The 15,182-nt window shown below is 70.7% G+C and carries 14 protein-coding genes; 7 read left to right on the forward strand and 7 right to left on the reverse strand.

Annotated features, from left to right (window positions below):
* Positions 1 to 13: 13 nt before the first annotated feature.
* Complete coding sequence (locus OG841_RS19900) at positions 14 to 862, reverse strand: menaquinone biosynthetic enzyme MqnA/MqnD family protein (protein ID WP_069762720.1); 849 nt, start codon at positions 860 to 862, stop codon at positions 14 to 16.
* Between the two features lie 285 nt (positions 863 to 1,147).
* Between OG841_RS19900 and OG841_RS19905 the strand changes: the two genes are divergently transcribed.
* Complete coding sequence (locus OG841_RS19905; RefSeq protein ID WP_003992177.1) at positions 1,148 to 1,351, forward strand: cold-shock protein; 204 nt, start codon at positions 1,148 to 1,150, stop codon at positions 1,349 to 1,351.
* A 99-nt stretch (positions 1,352 to 1,450) separates the two neighbouring features.
* Here OG841_RS19905 and OG841_RS19910 read toward each other — a convergent pair whose 3' ends face one another.
* Positions 1,451 to 2,017 (reverse strand): helix-turn-helix domain-containing protein, encoded by a 567-nt coding sequence (locus tag OG841_RS19910; RefSeq protein WP_371566337.1) that lies wholly within the window; start codon positions 2,015 to 2,017, stop codon positions 1,451 to 1,453.
* 68 nt (positions 2,018 to 2,085) lie between these two features.
* Between OG841_RS19910 and OG841_RS19915 the strand changes: the two genes are divergently transcribed.
* Genes OG841_RS19915 through OG841_RS19925 form a run of 3 tightly spaced genes read left to right on the forward strand, consistent with a single transcriptional unit; the run spans position 2,086 to position 3,735 of the window.
* Entirely contained in the window at positions 2,086 to 2,754 is a 669-nt protein-coding gene (locus OG841_RS19915; RefSeq protein WP_371566339.1) for an AzlC family ABC transporter permease, read from the forward strand.
* On the forward strand, positions 2,751 to 3,065 hold the full coding sequence (locus OG841_RS19920; protein WP_371566341.1) for an AzlD domain-containing protein: 315 nt from the start codon (positions 2,751 to 2,753) through the stop codon (positions 3,063 to 3,065). The genes OG841_RS19915 and OG841_RS19920 overlap by 4 nt, the downstream gene beginning before the upstream one ends.
* 31 nt (positions 3,066 to 3,096) lie before the next feature.
* A complete protein-coding gene (locus OG841_RS19925; protein WP_371566343.1) occupies positions 3,097 to 3,735 on the forward strand; it encodes a class I SAM-dependent methyltransferase in 639 nt (212 codons plus the stop codon).
* 3 nt (positions 3,736 to 3,738) lie between these two features.
* Here the strand turns inward: OG841_RS19925 and OG841_RS19930 are convergent, their stop codons facing one another.
* The 4 genes from OG841_RS19930 to OG841_RS19945 form a co-directional block, all read right to left on the reverse strand.
* A complete protein-coding gene (locus OG841_RS19930) occupies positions 3,739 to 6,999 on the reverse strand; it encodes a S8 family peptidase (RefSeq protein WP_371566345.1) in 3,261 nt (1,086 codons plus the stop codon).
* A 131-nt stretch (positions 7,000 to 7,130) separates the two neighbouring features.
* Positions 7,131 to 8,870 carry a 3-oxosteroid 1-dehydrogenase gene (gene kstD, locus OG841_RS19935; protein WP_371566347.1) on the reverse strand — a complete coding sequence of 580 codons (1,740 nt, stop codon included), beginning with the start codon at positions 8,868 to 8,870 and terminating at the stop codon, positions 7,131 to 7,133.
* A 127-nt stretch (positions 8,871 to 8,997) separates the two neighbouring features.
* A complete protein-coding gene (locus OG841_RS19940) occupies positions 8,998 to 9,321 on the reverse strand; it encodes a hypothetical protein (protein ID WP_371566349.1) in 324 nt (107 codons plus the stop codon).
* A gap of 208 nt (positions 9,322 to 9,529) precedes the next feature.
* On the reverse strand, positions 9,530 to 9,946 hold the full coding sequence (locus OG841_RS19945) for an ATP-binding protein (RefSeq protein ID WP_371566351.1): 417 nt from the start codon (positions 9,944 to 9,946) through the stop codon (positions 9,530 to 9,532).
* A gap of 117 nt (positions 9,947 to 10,063) precedes the next feature.
* Here OG841_RS19945 and OG841_RS19950 point away from each other — a divergent pair, with 117 nt between their 5' ends.
* The 3 genes from OG841_RS19950 (at position 10,064) to OG841_RS19960 (ending at position 12,794) form a co-directional block, all read left to right on the forward strand.
* The gene (locus OG841_RS19950) at positions 10,064 to 10,918 is read left to right on the forward strand and encodes a helix-turn-helix domain-containing protein (RefSeq protein ID WP_371566354.1); all 855 of its coding nucleotides are present in this window, start codon (positions 10,064 to 10,066) and stop codon (positions 10,916 to 10,918) included.
* Entirely contained in the window at positions 10,915 to 11,103 is a 189-nt protein-coding gene (locus tag OG841_RS19955; RefSeq protein ID WP_371566356.1) for a DUF397 domain-containing protein, read from the forward strand. Before OG841_RS19950 ends, OG841_RS19955 begins: the two co-directional genes overlap by 4 nt.
* Positions 11,104 to 11,192: 89 nt before the next feature.
* Complete coding sequence (locus OG841_RS19960; RefSeq protein ID WP_371566358.1) at positions 11,193 to 12,794, forward strand: peptide-N4-asparagine amidase; 1,602 nt, start codon at positions 11,193 to 11,195, stop codon at positions 12,792 to 12,794.
* 44 nt (positions 12,795 to 12,838) lie between these two features.
* On the opposite strand, the gene OG841_RS19965 is transcribed toward OG841_RS19960, so the two are convergent.
* Complete coding sequence (locus OG841_RS19965) at positions 12,839 to 15,142, reverse strand: MFS transporter (protein WP_371566359.1); 2,304 nt, start codon at positions 15,140 to 15,142, stop codon at positions 12,839 to 12,841.
* Positions 15,143 to 15,182 lie beyond the last annotated feature (40 nt).

Raw genomic sequence — 15,182 nt, forward strand, 5'->3', positions numbered from 1 at the left:
GTGCAGATGCAGATTAGGGCTGAAGCAGTTCCACCTTCACGTCCCCGGGGAAACCCGTCGTCGGCCCCACCCTCCGCGCGAACTCCGTGACCGCCGCCAACTGCGGGCCTCCGAACCGGAAGTCCAGCGTCGTGAAGTACTTCGCCAGGACCTCTTCGTCGAAGTCCTCCCAGCGGGCCGCCTGCTCCGCGACCTTGCCGACCTCCTCCAGGGAGAGGTTCCGGGAGGCGAGGAAGGCCTCGTGGACCTTGCGGGTGATGACCGGCTCGCGTTCGAGGTAGTCCCGGCGGGCGGCCCACACCGCGAAGACGAACGGCAGCCCCGTCCACTCCTTCCAGAGCGAGCCGAGGTCGTGCACCTCGAGGCCGAAGCGCGGCCCGTCGAGGAGGTTCGCCCGCAGCGCCGCGTCTCCGATGAGTACGGCCGCCTCCGCCTCCTGCATCATCAGGCTGAGGTCGGGCGGGCAGGTGTAGTAGTCGGGCCGGACGCCGTAGCGCTCGGCGAGGAGGAGCTGGGCGAGGCGTACGGAGGTACGCGAGGTCGACCCGAGGGCCACCCTGGCGCCGTCCAGCTCGTCCAGCGGGACCTGCGAGACGATGACGCAGGACATGACCGGGCCGTCGCAGCCGACGGCGATGTCGGGGAAGGCGACCAGGTCGTCCGCGTTCTTGAGGAACTCGACGAGGGTGATGGGCCCGATGTCGAGGTCTCCCTGCACCAGCTTCTCGCTGAGCTTCTCCGGGGTGTCCTTCGTGAGCTCGAAGTCGAGGAGCGTGCCCGTCCTCGCGAGCCCCCAGTACAGGGGCAGGCAGTTCAGGAACTGGATGTGGCCGACGCGCGGCCGGGTGCGAGAATTGTCCACATCGCGACAGTAGACCCCTTGGGGTACGCTTCGGACTTCGGCCCCACAGTCAACGCCCGCGCGATCTTCAAACGTCCGGGTGACGTGATCTTGGCCTCTATTGCTTTCGGCTGCCTGCATGCTAGGCTCGCCGCAAGTTGCAGTTTGGTTTCCCTTGCAGTACAGAGCCTGCGGAGCATGTAACCGCAGGCTCTAGTCGTTTTCAGACATATGCAGTTGTGCGGCACTGTTTTCACACTTGCAGGTTCTGGAGCAGGGCAACCCTTTTGGGCCCAAGGAGGGCTTATGGCTACCGGAACCGTGAAGTGGTTCAACGCCGAAAAGGGCTTTGGCTTCATCGCCCAGGAGGGCGGCGGCCCCGACGTCTTCGTCCACTACTCCGCGATCAACGCGAGCGGCTTCCGTTCGCTGGAGGAGAACCAGCAGGTCTCCTTCGACGTGACCCAGGGCCCGAAGGGCCCGCAGGCGGAGAACGTCACCCCCGTCTGAGCGATCCCGTCTCATGGGCGATCCAGCCTCTGATCCGGACCTGAAAGCAATACCCAAGGAGCCCCGCGCCGCACGGTAGCGGGGCTCCTGCCTTTGCCTTTACAGGTGCTGCATGACCAGCACGAACGTCGTGCCGGGGGTGAGCGCCTCGTACGAATGGGACACGTCTCCCCGATACGTCATGTAGTCGCCGGGCTCCAGCTCGGCCTCCTCCCCCGCCGGTCCGGCCTTCACCCGCCCCGTGCTCAGGATGAGATGCTCCACGGTCCCCGGAATGTGCGGCTCCGACTCCCGTACGGCCCCGGGTTCGGCCCGCAGGTGGTAGATGTCCCGGCGCGCTCCGGGCGGGCTCGCGGAGAGCAGGGTGGCCGCGAACTCGGCCCTTTCCGAGGCCACGGTCGGCCCCTGTCCCGCCCTGATCACCCGCACGGAAGGCGCCGGCGGCTCCACCAGGGCACTGAACGGCACCCCGAGCGCCACCCCCAGCGCCCACAGCGTCTCCACGCTCGGGTTCCCGCTCGCCGCCTCCAGCTGGGACAGCGTGGACTTCGCGATTCCGGCGCGCTTGGCCAGCTCGGAGAGGGAGAGCCCGGCGCGGGTGCGTTCACGGCGCAGGGAGGCGGCGATCCAGTCCAGGGGGAGCCGGGGCGGCGGGCTGTCGGACATGCTGTTCGCTCCATCGGTACGATCGTTCGCCTTGACGAACAGGGCGCCTACCGTCCAGTGTAGTGAACATGCGTACGGCAGAGCGAACAGCCTTGGTCCGTGACAGTGCGCTCGTCTGGCTCGCGAGCGGGGTCGTGGGCGTCTCCTTCGGCGCGATCGCCGTCACCGGCGGCCTGCCGGTGTGGGTACCGGTGGTGATGTCCCTGGTGGTGTACGCGGGATCCGCCCAGTTCAGCGCGGTCGGGGTGCTGCTGGCCGGGGGCGGCCCGGTCGCCGCGTCGGTCACCGGCCTGCTGCTCAACACCCGAACGGCCGCCTTCAGTCTCGCCGTCGCGGACATCCTCGGCCCGGGGCGGGTCGCCCGTCTCCTCGGCGCACACCTGGTCACCGACGAGACGGTGGCCTTCGCCCTCGCCCAGCCGGATCCGGCGCGGCGCCGGGCGGCCTTCTGGGTTTCCGGGCTCGGCCTGTTCGCCGTGTGGAACACCGGCGTCCTGGCCGGGGCCCTCGCCGGGGACGCCCTGGGCGACACCGGCACCTACGGCCTGGACGCGGCCTTCCCCGCCGTCCTCGTCGCCCTGGTGCTGCCCGCCCTGCGCGACTCTTCGGCGATACGACGGTCCGCGCTGCTCGGCGCCGCGCTGGCCCTGGCGGTGACGCCGGCGGTCCCGGCGGGGGTGCCGGTGCTGGTGGCACTCGCGGGCCTGGTCCTCCACGGCGCCAGGAGGCCGGTGTGAGCGCGACGGTCGCGATGATCCTGGCGCTGGCGGTGGGGACGTATGCCTTCCGGCTGGTCGGACCGGTGCTGCACGGGCGGGTGGAACTGCCGGAGCGAGTACAGGAGTTGCTGGGCGCGGCTGCCGTCGTACTGCTGGTGGCGCTGCTGGCGACGGGGGCGCTGACGGAGGGCGGCGGTTTCGCGGGGTGGGCACGGCCGGCCGGGGTCCTGGTGGGGGCCGTACTGGCGTGGCGGAGGGCGCCGTTCGTGGTGGTGGTGCTGGGGGCGGCGGTCGCAACTGCCGTACTGCGAGCGGCCGGTGTGGCCTGAGTGTCAGTGGGGGCCGCTAGGGTCCCCGGCCATGACCGACACCGACTTCGTGACCGCCACCCGCACCTTCTACGACACCGTCGCCGAGGACTACGCCGAGCAGTTCCGGGACGTTCTCACCGTCAGTCCCCTGGACCGGGTCCTGCTGGACGGGTTCGCCGAGTTGGTGGGGGACAGCGGACGGGTCGCCGACCTGGGCTGCGGGCCCGGCCGGGTCACGGGATACCTGGCCTCCCTCGGGCTGTCCGTCTTCGGCCTCGACCTGTCGGAGTCGATGCTGGCCATCGCCCGCCGGGAGAACCCGGGGCTGCGGTTCGAGCGGGGCTCGATGCTGGAACTGGATCTCCCGGACGGGGCGCTCGCCGGTGCCCTGTCCTGGTACTCGTCCATCCACACCCCGGTGGACGAACTCCCCCGCCTGTTCGCCGAGTTCCACCGCGTGCTGGCACCGGGCGGGCACCTCCTCGTCGCCTTCCAGGCCGGCGACGAGGACCGGCACCACGACCGGCCCTGGGGACGCCCCGTCGCGCTGACCTTCCTGAGGCGGCAGCCGGAGCAGATCATCGGGTTGCTCCGCGCGGCCGGGTTCGCGCTCGTCTCGCGGACAGTGCGCGAACCCGGCCCCGAGGAGGTGTCGCAGCAGGCCTTCCTGATCGCCCACCGCCCCTGACGCTCAGCCCACGGTGTAGGAGTACGGGATCCCGATCAGCTCGGACCCCATGACGCCCGAGAAGGCCGAGTCGGTGTCGACGTAGACCGTTCCGTGGACGACCGTGCCGACGGGTGCGGTCGGGGTCAGGGTGAGCTTCATCGTCGCGGTCTTGCCCGAGGCGGCGGCGACAGGCTTCCAGTCGGCGTCGAGGTCCCAGAACTCACCGGTGGAGGCCTTGGCCGCCGGGTCGAACGACTGGGTCGTGGCGGTGAGCGTGACCTTCGCGGTGCCCTTGCCCGCGGGCTTGTCCCCGAAGGGGCCCGGATCGGTCACCTCGGTGCTCCACAGCCCGGAGGCCAGCTGGCCGGCGAGGGCGGTGGCGACCGTCGTGTCACCGGTGCCGGCCTCCCCGAACACCATGGGAGAAGCGGTCCAGGGGTACATGTTCAGGTCGACGGGACGGTCGGCGGTGGCCGTGGCGACCAGCTTGGTGGTGTGCGAGGGCACGAACCAGCCCAGGCCCCCGTCGTTGATCTTCGCCGTCCCCGACTTGTCGCTGCCGTTCTCGACGAGGGCGATCTCGCCCGTGGTGTCGAGCCTGGGGTCGAGGTAGTAACGCCGCTCCGCCGGACCGGAGTTGGGCACCCGGACCGGGACAGTGAGCGTGCTGCCGCGCTTGAGGACGCGGGACGGGCTGTCCGGCAGGCCGGGCGCTGTCGCCGTCATGGCGTCGAGGCGGACCGTCCCGGTGACCTTCTGGCTGAAGGCCTTTCCGCTGATGGCGTCGGGCAGTCCGACGATCAGCGTCCACCGTCCCGCGGCCGGGCGGTGGGCGGTCAGGCTCGAGTACTTCGTCGGGACGCCGTGTTCCCCCGCGGTCCTGTCGGTGTCCCGGGCGAGGATCTGGCCGTCGGGGCTGACCAGGTAGTACACGAGGGCGGTGGCGGGGTCCTCGGCCGTGAGGTCGATGGTCAGGTCACGCCTGCCGGGCGGTACGTCCAGGTAGTAGCCGTTCGTCTGGCCGACGTCCCGGCCGACACCGCCGGTGAGGGTGGCGGCGAAGGAGGTGCTGTGTCCGGGGGCCGGGTCGACGGGGACCAGCGTCCGGCGGGCCACCGGGAGGGAGAGGCGGGTCCCCGTGTCCGAGGCGAACTGCAGGGAGAACGGCGCGTCACCGGCCGTACGCGGCAACGGGATCCGTACCGGGAACCGCGCGATGCCGCCCGCCGGGACGGTCCGGGTCTGCTCGGGGACGCCGGCCGAGGTGTAGCGGTGGCCGGTGATCCTTACGGTGACCGGGCCGCGGTAGGTGCCCGGCTTCAGGGGCTTGTCCTGAAGGTGCATGCGGCCGTTGTTCCACACCACCTTGACGGTCCAGGTGCCGGGGCGCGGGTCGTGGACGTCGACGTGCTGGTAGTTGCTGTGCAGTCCGTAGCCGTCGTAGTCGTAGCTGACCTGTGTCAGCCGTCCGGCCGGATCGACCAGGACCAGCGCGAGCTTGCCGGAGTCCGCGGTGCCGGGCCACACCATCTCGGCGTCCAGGAACGGGGTCCCCTTCGGCACCTTGACGGTGAACGGCCGGGCGGCGAGCTTGCCCTCCCGGTCGTCCCCGGCGAGCGGGGAGCCGACGGTGACCTTGTGCCGGCTGCTGAAGGTCTGGGCGCCGACCGTGCGGGAGGACATCGTGACCCGCTGCGGCCGATCGGCTGTGTTGGTGAGGGTGACGGAGGTCTGCCGCTCACCGCCCGGCTGTCCGACGACGTTCAACTGCCCTGCCGAGGGGACGAGCCGGGTGCTGTTCGGCGAACCGCCGAGGGTGTTCACGGCCCTGGCCGCGCGGACGGCCGCGCCCGTGTCCAGCAGCCCCGCGCCCTGCTCGTCGGCGGGGACGTGCAGGTCGGTCGCCGTGCCGGTCAGGATGCGCTTGACCAGGTCCGGCGACGGCCGCACCCCGCCGTGCGCGTCCTTGTACGCCTGGATGACGTCGGCCGCCGCGCCGGCCGCGAAGGGGGCCGCCTGGCTGGTCCCGCCGAACACCTGGGTGGGCAGGGCGCAGTCGCTCCAGCGGGGGTCGACGGTGCAGGCGGCCATGCCGACCATGCCCGGCGCCACCAGATCGACCAGCTTGTTGCCCTGGGTCGTACCGCCGGAGGACAGCCCGGTGATGTTGTCGCTGGTCCACTTGCGGTAGCCGTAGCCCTGCGCCGCCAGCCGGAACGACGTGGTGGCGCCGACACCGATCACGTTCGGGTCGCTCGCGGGTGAGCCCACCGTGCCGGACGTCCCGGAGTCACCGCTGGAGGCGACCACCGTCACCCCGGCGGCGACGGCGGCGTCGTCGGCCAGCCGGATCGGGTCGGTGGCCGCGTCGGGGTAGAAGTTGGACCCGAAGGACTGGCTGAGGACGTCCGCGTGGTGTGCCACCGCGTACTGGATGGCCCGCACGAACCCGGAGGTGAAGGAGTTCGCGCCGAACACCCTCAGGTCCATCAGCTGCGCCCCGGGCGCGAAGCCGCGGACCCGGAACGTGCAGCCCTTCGGGAGCTTGGCGTACGGCAGTTGCGCGGACATGTCGTACGTACGGCTGCCCTGTGCCGCGATGGCACTGGCGTCACCGAAGGCCTCGCCGCCGGTGGTGCCGGCGTTCACGCCGTCCCCGCTGAAGTCCTCGGAGTCGGTGACCACACGGCTGCCGTCGGGTCGGACGAACTCGGGGTTGGCGGCGTCCATGCCCTCGGCGAAGAAGGCGACCTTGACCCCCTTGCCGGTGGCGGTGCGCTGCGCCGCGTCGGTGTGCGTCAGCTGAAGCGCCTCGGGTTCGAGGAGGGGCTTGGCGGGGTCCTTGGGACAGGCGGTGCCGGGTGCGGCCGCGCCCTTGGCGGTGGCCGCGGCGGCCGTGGTGGCGGAGTCCGGGGCGGGCCGCCGTATCGGAAGGTCCGGCACGACCGCGGCCACCCGCCGGTCGTCGCGTATCCGCGCCATCGCGGCCGGGTCCAGCGTGGCGGAGACGGCGTTGATCAGGCTCATCCCGTGCACGCGGGTGGCCCCGCTCTTCTTCAACTGCGCCACGACGGGCGCCTGGTCGTCGGCCGCGGCCTGCCCGCGCTTCGCGGCCTGCGTGCGCATCGGGAGGTCGGTGAGCTGGTCTCGCATGACGATGATGACGCGCTGCGGGGAGCCGCTCGCGCTGTCGCCCGCCGCCTGTACGGGGGTGGCGCCCAGAGAGAAGGCGCTCAGCAGGACCGTGCCCGCGAGCGCCGCTCTTCTTCTGTTGTTGTTCATGGAGTTCTCCGCTGGTGGGGGGTGCGGGACGGCTGAGACAGCCGCCGCCGACGATCTTTCGCCCCAACTGGTGAACTCCGCCAGATACTTGGCGTCAAGGGATCTTCAAGACTTCAAGACGGGCCCGTCCTCTAGAGCACCCCCGCGAGATCCCGGGCCGCGATGTACCCGAACGTCATCGCGGGCCCGATCGTCGAGCCCGCGCCCGCGTAACTGTGGCCCATGACGGCCGCGCTGGCGTTCCCGGCGGCGTACAGGCCGGGGACGACGGAGCCGTCGGGCCGCAGGACGCGGGCGCCGGCGTCGGTCACCAGGCCGCCCTTGGTCCCCAGGTCTCCCGGGACGAGCCGGAAGGCGTAGTACGGGGGCAGCCAGAGCGGGGCCAGGCAGGAGTTCGGGAGGACCGACGGGTCCGTGTAGTAGTGGTCGTAGGCGCTGTCGCCGCGCCCGAAGTCCGGGTCGTCGCCCTTCAGGGCAAGGGAGTTGAACCGGTCGACGGTCGTGCGCAGGGCGGTGGCCGGGGCGCCGATGGACGCGGCCAGGGCGTCGAACGACCAGGCCTTGTGGGCGGCGCCGGAGCCGTACCAGTCGTCGGGGAGGACGAAGGTGGGCGCGATGTCCCTGAAGAGGTACCGGTTGCGGTAGTTCTGGTCGACGATCAGCCAGGCCGGGATGTCGGGGTCGGTCGGGTTGCGCTCGTACATGGTGTGGACGACGTCGCTGTAGGGGGCGGCCTCGTTGACGAACCGCCGCCCTGCCGCGTTGACGACGAGGCCGCCGGGGAGGGTGCGTTCGGCGAGGCAGAAGTACGGCTCGTCGGGCAGCGGGATGGCCGGTCCCCACCAGGCGTCGTCCATGAGCGCGACATCGGCGCCGAGTCGCTGCCCGGCCCGGATGCCGTCCCCCGTGTTCTCCTTCGCGCCCACGGTCCACTCCGTGCCGATGGGCTGCCGCTGGTACTGGGCCCGCATCGCCGCGTTGTGCTCGAAGCCGCCGGAGCCGACGATCACGCCCCGGCGGGCACGGTAGAGGCCGCCCGGGGTCACCGCTCCGGCGACGGTGCCGTTCTCGACGTAGAGCTCGGTGAGGGGCGTGTTGAGCCGTACCGGCACGCCCGCGTCCAGGAGCCCCTTCCGCAGCCCGGCGGCCAGCGACTGCCCCATGGTGAGCGGTGTCTGCCCGAGCAAGGCCGCCTTCGTGCCGCGCGCCAGGCACTCGGCGGCGACGGCGGCACCCTTGACGCTCACGGCGGACAGGGCGAGCCACTTGTAGTCGGCGCTGAACACGACCAGTCCGGCGGGGACATCGAGGTACGGCGGGTTCAGATGGGCGAGTTCGGCGCCGAGGATCTTGCCGTCGAGCTGGTCGGGCTCGATGGAGCGGCCGTTCGGCAGGCCGCCCGGCAGCTCGGGGTAGTAGTCGCTGTACCCCTCCATCCAGCGGAACCGCAGCGGGCTGTTGGCCAGGACGAAGGAGATCATCGCGGGGCCGTGCGCGAGAAAGGCCCGCTGCCGGGCGGCGGGGACGTCCGGTCCCACAACGGCGGCGAGGTAGGCGGCCGCCTTGGCGGGGGTGTCCGGGACACCGGCGGCGAGGAGGACGGGGTTGTTCGGGATCCAGATCCCGGCCCCGGACCGGGCCGCGGACCCGCCGAAGGTGGGCGCCTTCTCCAGCACCACGGTGCTGAGCCCCTGCTTCGCGGCAGTGAGCGCGGCGGTCATACCGGCGGCGCCGGAACCGATGACGACGATGTCGTACGTCCCGAGAGGTGGCAAGTCGGCGGCGCTCGCGCCCTGTTGCACTCCGGCGGCGACGGCCGCCGCCCCGGCCCCCGCACCGACGGCCAGCAGATGTCTTCGGGTCACACTCATGGTCGGGTCCCCCCTGCGGTTGGTATGGACGAAGGGTCCGGAACGTCGCGCGGGGGTCTTGAGAAGTCAAGAGGCGTGGAGGACGGCGAGGGTTTCCCGCCGGGTGGGGCTGGTACAGGCCCTCGGCTCAGAATCCCGGAGCGGGGAGGAAGCCGGGCCACCACGGTGGTACACCGCTGGGGCATTCGTACGTGGCGCCGCTCCAGAAGAAGGAGACAGCACACCAGCACAGAGCGGGGAGCACCACCATGAGGGCGAGAGCATGGAGGAGGGCTAGCCTCCCCAGGAGGGCGCCCACCATCACCCAACTCAGGGTCAGAAGGCCCCAGAGGGACGGGATGAAAAGGATGATCAGGAAGGTACCGTTCGCCGCGCCGTTGACGCCGGCGTCGCAGGCGCTCAGCGCCCTGCCGAGAAGCATGGCAGTGAGCACCGCGAGCGCAAGCCCCATCAGCGTTCCGAAACATCCGTGAAGCCGCCGCTCACGCATAGATCTCCCCCTCACTGTCGGCTTTCGTACATCCTCCCGACCAGGTCGACTTCCTACGCTGCCTGCCTCGGATGAAGATCGTCACCATTCCTTTCCCCGTATCCCACCGCTCACGCTGTGTCCGAAGCCCCCGGACGAAGCGCGCCTGTGGAGCCGATCGTCGGCGTCATCACCCCAGCCCGATCTCGGCCCAGACCGTCTTGCCGACGTCCCGATCGGTCACGCCCCAGGTACGGGCGAGCAGGGTGACGAGGATCAGGCCTCTCCCGTGCTCACCGTCCTCGTCGTTGACGAACCGGAGCGGGCGGTCGCCTCTGGGGTCACTCACCTCGATACGGAGCGTGTTCTCCGGGAGCCGGAGGAGGCGCAGCTCGAAGTCCCTTCCGGGTACGCGGCCGTGGGTCACCGCGTTGGCGGCGAGCTCGGCGACGAGGTGCTGCGCGGTGTCGTTCACGTCGGTGTCGTGGGAGTGGCCCCATGCCGCGAGCTGGGTGGCCGTGAGCCTGCGGGCCAGGCGGGCACCACGGGGCGTCGCGCTCAGACGCTGGGTCAGTTCGTCGGTGGGGGTGGAGATTTCGGCGTTCACGTCACTGAGCGTGCTGGGTTCTCCCTACGCTGACCAGGTGCGACTCGGCGACGCTGAGTAGCTGTACGAGTGCGGTCGGTTCGGTGTACGGGTTGTCGCGTGGGAGGGGTGGGGCGCATGGGTGAGCGGAGGCCGGAGACGCCTGCGGAGGCGGACGGTACGGCGGGGTTGTTCGTCGCGCTGGGCAAGATGGTGAAGTTCCTGCGGGAGCGGAAGGGGCTGACGCAGAAGGAGTTCGGGGAGCTGGTGGGATACGGCCCCGACGCGGTCTCGGCCATGGAGCGGGGCGTCCGGACTCTACGGCCGGAGGTCCTGCTGAAGGCGGACGAACTGCTCGACGCCGGGGGCCTGTTGAAAGAGGTCGTCCCCGAGGTCGAGGAGGCCATGGCGAAGGTTCGGACCCGGCATCCGGAGTGGTACCGCAGCTACGCTGGGCTGGAGGCGGAGGCGGTCGAGCTGCACTTCTACGCCAACCACGGGGTGCCGGGTCTGTTGCAGACCGAGGAATACGCACGAGCCGTGTTCGCAAGGCGGCGACCGTTTCTTGACGAGGAGACCATCGAGAAGCGGGTCGCGGATCGCCTCTCCCGACAGCAGGTCTTCGGGCGTTGGCCCGTCCCGATCGTGAGCTATGTCCTCGAAGAGATCGTGCTGGACCGGCCGATCGGCGGACGGCGAGTGCACGCGGACCAGCTGCGGCGGCTACTGCAGGTGGGCCGGATGCAGAACGTCGAGATCCAGGTGATGCCGTCCACACTGGAGGAACACCCCAACATGGACGGCGCGTTCAACCTGCTGACACCCAAGGGGCACAACCAGGTGGCGTACACGGAGGTCCAGGGGTATCCCCGCCTGATCACCGAGTCGGAAGAGGTCCGGAAGATCACCGACCGCTATGGGATCATGCGAGCGATGGCACTCTCCCCTTCGGAGTCCCGGAAGTTGATCGAGCAGAAGCTGGAGGAGCTATGAACATCGGGCAGCTCACTTGGTTCAAGTCCAGCTACAGCGGCGGCGAGGGCGGCGAATGCCTGGAAGTCGCCGTCACCCCCGCCACCATCCACCTCCGCGACTCCAAGCACCCGCACCCCACCGGCCCTCACCTCACCCTCTCCCCCACCGCGTGGGCGCACTTCGTGACCGACGTCTCCCGGTGACCGCGAAGGTCAGCGAACAGACTGGAATTGGTCAAGACCTCTCCTGGTCCTCTGGTCACCGGAGGGGCAGCCCGGGTTCACTGCGGCGCATGAGAAGACCTCACCCTCCCCTGCGCCGGGCCGCCACCGTCCTCGCCGCCGCGCTCGCCTCATTGGCCCTCGCGGCGGGCACGGCGGCCGCCGGCGGCCCCACCGTCCCCGTCGAGTTCGGCACCGACTACCACGACCCCGTCACCGCCGCCCCGCCGATCAGCACCCCGCACACCAAGGCGTGTTCGGTCACGGTCGCGGAGGCACAGTTCAAGGACTTCACGCCGTACACGGGGACGTACACACCGCCGACCGGCTGCGGGACCCCGGGGCGGTGGTCGAAGGTCGTGCTGCGGATGGACGGGAACGTGAAGGGGCGGCAGTACGACCGGCTGGGGTATCTGGACATCGGTGGGGTGCAGGTGTTCCGGACGTCCACCCCGGAGCCCTCGCAGGACGGGATCGACTGGTCCGTCGAGAAGGACGTCACCGAGTACCAGAAGACGCTGAGCAGCGCCCAGTCCGTCGACATGCTCATCGGCAACGTTGTCAACGACACCTACACGGGCGTGCTCGACGTCAAGGTGACGCTCACCTTCTACGCCCCCAGGCACGGTCACGCCTCGTCCGCCCCGGATCAGGTCATCCCCCTCAGCGACCAGGACAGCGTCACCACCGGCGCCTCCCTCACCGTCCCCCGCAACTCCGAGCGCATCCTCGCCGAGGTGTACGCGACCGGATCGGGCGGCGGCTGCGAGGAGTTCTGGTACTCCGCGACCACGCCCTCCGCGTCGTACTCCTGCCAGGGCGGGGACGACGGGCCGTACCGCGAGGTGCAGGTGAGCGTGGACGGGAAGGTCGCCGGGATCGCGTCGCCTTACCCGAACGTGTGGACCGGCGGCTGGTCGCCGTATCTGTGGTCGGTGATTCCGTCCCCGACCGCCTTCGACGTACGTCCGCTCACCTTCGACCTGACCCCGTTCGCGGGCCTCCTCAACGACGGCAAGGCGCACACCGTGGACGTCAAGGTGGTCGGAGTTCCGGCCGGACAGACCGGGTGGAGCGCGCCGACCAACGTCCTGGTGTGGCAGGACGCCCACAAGTCGGTGGTGACGGGGGCCGTGACGTCGTACAAGAAGGACGCTCCCGCGGTGGGCAACACCTTCACCGACGGATCGCTGCGGCACCTCGTGACCTCCGGCAAGGACCACCTGAAGGTCAGCGGGTATCTGAACACCTCCCACGGCCGGGTCACCACGACCGTCGAGCGGACCCTGACCACGGCGATCGACCACCAGTGGACGCCCGACGAGAACACGGACAATCAGTCCGGCACGTGGACCGACCACCAACTCGTCACGTCCAACGGCCACTTGTCCCGCACCGACCGCACCTACACCCTCGACGGGCGCGCCACCATCGACAGCGCCAACCGGCTGCGGGTCCTCATGTCCATCGGTGACCACGCCCGGTCGGGCGCCACCCGTATCGACGACACGTACCAGGGCGACGCCACCTTCACCCTCGGCGTGGCCCGCGAGGAACGGCACGCGGTCGCCACCACGGGCGAGCGGTACCGGCTCCGGGCCCCGGGAACCTGCTACGACCACACGCTCGCGACGGAGCAGGGGGTGCTGACGAAGGACGTACGCGGCTGCTGAGGAGAACCGACAGCCCCGTACGTCCCTACGCTTCCCTCCGCCCCCTACGCCTCCTTGTGGCTCAGGCTGAGGTCGACCCCGTCCTGGCTGCCGTTCACGGTGACCTGGGTGGCCACGGGCGGGTACCCGCTCGCGATCACCGTGTACTGCTCGCTCGCGAGGTCGGTGAAGGCGTAGCCGCCGTCGACGCTCGTGGTGCGCGTGCCGACGACGTTGCCGGCGGCGTCGATCAGGGTGACCCGGGCGTCGTCCAGGGCGCGTCCGTCCGGGGTGTGGACCGTGCCCCGCAGGGTCGCCGCGACCGTCAGCTCGAGGTCGAGGCGGGCGGTCTCGGCGGAGACGGTGGCGGGTACGGCGACCGGGCGGTGGCCGGGTGCGCTGACGCTCAGCGTGTAGTCGCCGGGCAGCAGTTCGGCGAGCTGGTACCCGCCGTCCGTCCCGGCGGTGACGGAAGCCGTCACGTCACCGCGCTGGTCGGTGGCCACCACCAGCGCGCCGGGCAGGGGCTCGCCGTCCCCGCCGCGCACCGTGCCGGTCAGGCCGCCGGGGCTGGGCAGGATGACGAGGTCGTGGGAGACGGGCGCACCGTTCACGCTCAGGGTGACGACCTGGGGCTGGTGGCCGGGCGCCGAGCCGATGAGGACCAGGCTGCCGCGCTCGGCGGTGTCGAGGGCGTACGTGCCGTCCTCGCCGGAGGTGGCGCGGGCCAGCTGGCGGCCGGAGCCGTCGAGCAGGGTGATCGCGGTGCGGGGTACGGGGGTGCCCGTGCCGTCGCGCACCTGTCCGCGGATGACGGGCGCCGCCGCCGTGTCCGTGGCGGGGAGGGCTGCCGTGGGGGCGGTGGGCGCGGCCTCGGCCGGTGCCTCGGTCTGCTCCGCGGGTGCGGTTTCCCTCCTCTTCGCGCGGAACAGCAGCGCCGTGATGATGACGCCGACGGCGAAGAAGCCCGCCGACCACCAGTAGGCGACCTCGTAGCTGTGCAGCGCCGCGTTCGCCTTGACCAGCGGGTCGGACAGGTGGTCCTTCGCATAGTTCGTGGCGGCGGTGGCGGCCAGGGTGTTCAGCAGCGCCGTGCTGATCGAACCGCCCACCTGCTGGGTGGTGTTGAGGGCCGCCGAGGCCACGCCCTGGTCGTTCGCCTGCACCCCGAGGGTGGCGTAGCTCATCGCCGCGGGCATCGACATGCCGAGCCCCGCGCCGAGCAGCAGAAGCGGCGGCAGCACGTGGGAGGCGTAGCTGCTGTCGAGGCCGAGGCGGGTCAGCCAGACCATGCCGCCCGCGCCGACCAGCATGCCGAGGGGTACGACGATCTTGGGGCCGATCCTCGGGACCAGCCAGTTGGTGGACAGCTGCGCCATCACCATCAGCGCGCCCACCATGGGCAGGAAGGCCACGCCGTTCTTGACCGGTGAATAGCCCAGCGTCGACTGGAGGTAGTAGGTGAGGAAGAGGAAGACGCCGAACATCCCGGCGGACGAGATGAGGATGGTCGACAGGGCGGCGGCACGGTCGCGGTCGGCCAGGACCCGCAGCGGCAGCACGGGGTGCTTCGCCCGCGCCTGCCAGAGGAAGAACGCCACCAGCAGGATGCCGCCCGCGGCGAGGAAGCCCCAGGTCATCCAGTTGTCCCAGTCGTGCGTCTCCGCGTTGGCGAAGCCGTAGACGATGCCGAACAGGCCGCCGGAGACCAGGACCACGCCGGGGATGTCCAGCCGGGGCCGTTCGGCCGGGACGGAGCGGCCGATGAAGACGACGGCGCCGACCAGCGCGAGCACCGCGATGACGTCGTTGACGTAGAGCGTCCAGCGCCAGTCCAGGTACTCGGTGAGCAGGCCGCCGAGGACCAGGCCGACGGCGGCGCCGGAACCGGCGATGGCACCGAAGATGCCGAACGCCCTGGCGCGTTCCTTGGGTTCGGTGAACGTCGTCGTCAGCAGGGAGAGCGCCGCCGGTGCGAGCAGGGCGCCGAACAGGCCCTGCACCGCGCGCGCCACGACCAGCATGGTGAAGCCGTTCGCCGCGCCGCCGACCGCGGAGGCGGCGGCGAAGCCGACGATGCCGATGATGAAGGTCGTCTTGCGGCCGAAGAGGTCGGCGAGGCGGCCGCCGAGCAGCAGCAGGCTTCCGAAGGCGAGGGAGTAGGCGGTGACGATCCACTGCCGGCCGTTGTTGTCGAAGCCCAGGTCCTGTTGCGCGGACGGCAACGCGATGTTCACGATCGTGGCGTCGAGCACGACCATGAGCTGGGCGAGACCGATCACGGCCAGCGCCCACCATCGGTGTTTCGGCGGGGCCTGGGACTGGCCGGACGGCACGACCTGGGCGGTGGCTGCCGGAATGGCTTCCACGTTGGTGCTCCCCTCATGGGGCTCGGATTGCTCGGACCAC

Origin of the sequence: Streptomyces canus, assembly GCF_041435015.1 — a bacterium.
Taxonomy (GTDB): domain Bacteria; phylum Actinomycetota; class Actinomycetes; order Streptomycetales; family Streptomycetaceae; genus Streptomyces; species Streptomyces canus_G.

Coding starts and splice junctions, on each gene's coding strand:
- OG841_RS19930 (WP_371566345.1), bottom strand. CDS start 6,999: ATGAACAACAACAGAAGAAGAGCGGCGCTCGCGGGCACGGTCCTGCTG.
- OG841_RS19910 (WP_371566337.1), bottom strand. CDS start 2,017: ATGTCCGACAGCCCGCCGCCCCGGCTCCCCCTGGACTGGATCGCCGCC.
- OG841_RS19950 (WP_371566354.1), top strand. CDS start 10,064: ATGGGTGAGCGGAGGCCGGAGACGCCTGCGGAGGCGGACGGTACGGCG.
- OG841_RS19925 (WP_371566343.1), top strand. CDS start 3,097: ATGACCGACACCGACTTCGTGACCGCCACCCGCACCTTCTACGACACC.
- OG841_RS19940 (WP_371566349.1), bottom strand. CDS start 9,321: ATGGGGCTTGCGCTCGCGGTGCTCACTGCCATGCTTCTCGGCAGGGCG.
- OG841_RS19905 (WP_003992177.1), top strand. CDS start 1,148: ATGGCTACCGGAACCGTGAAGTGGTTCAACGCCGAAAAGGGCTTTGGC.
- OG841_RS19955 (WP_371566356.1), top strand. CDS start 10,915: ATGAACATCGGGCAGCTCACTTGGTTCAAGTCCAGCTACAGCGGCGGC.
- kstD (WP_371566347.1), bottom strand. CDS start 8,870: ATGAGTGTGACCCGAAGACATCTGCTGGCCGTCGGTGCGGGGGCCGGG.
- OG841_RS19960 (WP_371566358.1), top strand. CDS start 11,193: ATGAGAAGACCTCACCCTCCCCTGCGCCGGGCCGCCACCGTCCTCGCC.
- OG841_RS19915 (WP_371566339.1), top strand. CDS start 2,086: ATGCGTACGGCAGAGCGAACAGCCTTGGTCCGTGACAGTGCGCTCGTC.